This is a genomic window from Streptomyces sp. NPDC017095 (assembly GCF_044332325.1).
In the GTDB taxonomy this organism is placed as follows: domain Bacteria; phylum Actinomycetota; class Actinomycetes; order Streptomycetales; family Streptomycetaceae; genus Streptomyces.
The window spans coordinates 1-1430 of the sequence record NZ_JBIROU010000044.1 but is presented as its reverse complement, the minus strand read 5'-3'; the positions used below and the strand labels follow the sequence as shown (position 1 = coordinate 1430).

At 72.4% G+C, this 1430-nt stretch carries 1 protein-coding gene and 1 pseudogene; both read right to left on the bottom strand.

The features are described from left to right. A pseudogene (locus ACH4OA_RS34595) lies at positions 1-355 on the bottom strand (hypothetical protein); the annotation flags it as partial. Then, a complete protein-coding gene (locus ACH4OA_RS34590) occupies positions 348-857 on the bottom strand; it encodes a SigE family RNA polymerase sigma factor (RefSeq protein WP_397973471.1) in 510 nt (169 codons plus the stop codon). The gene ACH4OA_RS34590 and the pseudogene ACH4OA_RS34595, both read right to left, overlap by 8 nt. Between the last annotated feature and the right edge of the window lie 573 nt (positions 858-1430).

The following is a 1430-nucleotide window of genomic DNA, read 5'->3' as shown; positions in this document are numbered from 1 at the left end:
TCGAGGCGTCCGGGCCCAGGCAGGAGGCCAAGATCCCGGCGACCGCCCCGGCACCGATCGGGGACGTCCTCGTGCTGGTAACGGTGAACCCGGCCGGGGGGCGGGGGGAAGCTGACACGGAGGAGGTGTCCGTGGGGGCTGCTCCGTGCCGTGGGCCGGGCGAGTGCAGCACGGACGGGAGAGCCAGGCACAGGGCTGCCGCAGTGCAGGCCGCGGTCGCGCCCAGAGCGTGCCGGCGGTGGCGGCGCCGGTCGGCGCGTCGGCGGATCTCCGCGGCGGGCAGGGTCGGTGCCGGCATCTGCGTGCCGAGCAGCCGCAGCCGGTCGCCCAGGGTGTCGTGGAGGGGGTCAGACATGGAGTCGTCCTTCCTCGCTGGCCGTGGGCTGGTCGCCGAGCCGGGCCGCCAGCGCGGTCCGCCCGCGGGCGAGGCGGCTCTTGACGGCACTGACACTGGCGCCGGTCTCGGCCGCGACCTGCTCGATGGAAAGGTCGCACATGTGGTGCAGGACCACGGCGCTGCGCTGCGCCTCGGGCAGGTCGCGGAGCGCGGTGACCAGCATCAAGTACTCCTCGGTGGGCGGTTCGACGGTGCGGGGTTCATGGTGGTGGCGTCCGGCCAGGTGCAGACCCCGGGCCAGACGTCGCCAACGTGAGATGGCCAGCCGCCGGGCGGTGGTCCGGATCCAGGCTTCCGGGGCATCGTCGGGGTCGAACGTGCGTCTTCGGTCCCACGCGCGGATGAAGGCCTCCTGGACCACGTCCTGTGCTTCGGACCAGTCGCTGGTCATCGCGTAGAGCTGCCCGGTCAGGCGGGAGAAGGACGCTGCGTAAAACGCGTCGAACTCCTGTGGCGTCATCAACGGCTTCTCTCCTGGTGCTGTCGATCGGCTCGCATCACAGGCGGTTCGCCGGGAAGCACTCCTCGACCACGGCGGTGGAGCCGTGCCTCCCGGGCGGAGCCTCGCGCCGCTCAAGCCTGTACGCACGAGCGCCGTCCCCAGGTTGCGCCCACGTCTTGTGACATGGGCCACGTGTCCGGGGTGCGACCGCATGGGCACCGAGGGGCGTACAGGGGTGCGGGCATCAACCGGACGCCCGCAGGAAAGGACACTGATTCATGCGTATCCGCCCGATCATGCTCATCGCGGCCACCGCCGCAGCCATCGCGACGGCAGGGGGAGTGGCCAGCGCTGTGACCGGCACCCCCCAGCCCACCGCCACGGCTCACGGCAAGCCGTCCGGTGCACCCGTCGCCAAGGTTCACGGCACCGGCTCGGCCGGCGCCTCGGTGGTCTCTGGTACCGGTGTCTCCGGGAACCGCGTGACCGCCACCCCGGCCGGGTTCACGGTTACCAGCACGAGGACGTCCCCGATCGGTGCCGGGGCGGTCGCCGGGATCTTGGCCTCCTGCCTGGGCCCGGACGCCTCGG

Coding starts and splice junctions, on each gene's coding strand:
- ACH4OA_RS34590 (WP_397973471.1), bottom strand. CDS start 857: ATGACGCCACAGGAGTTCGACGCGTTTTACGCAGCGTCCTTCTCCCGC.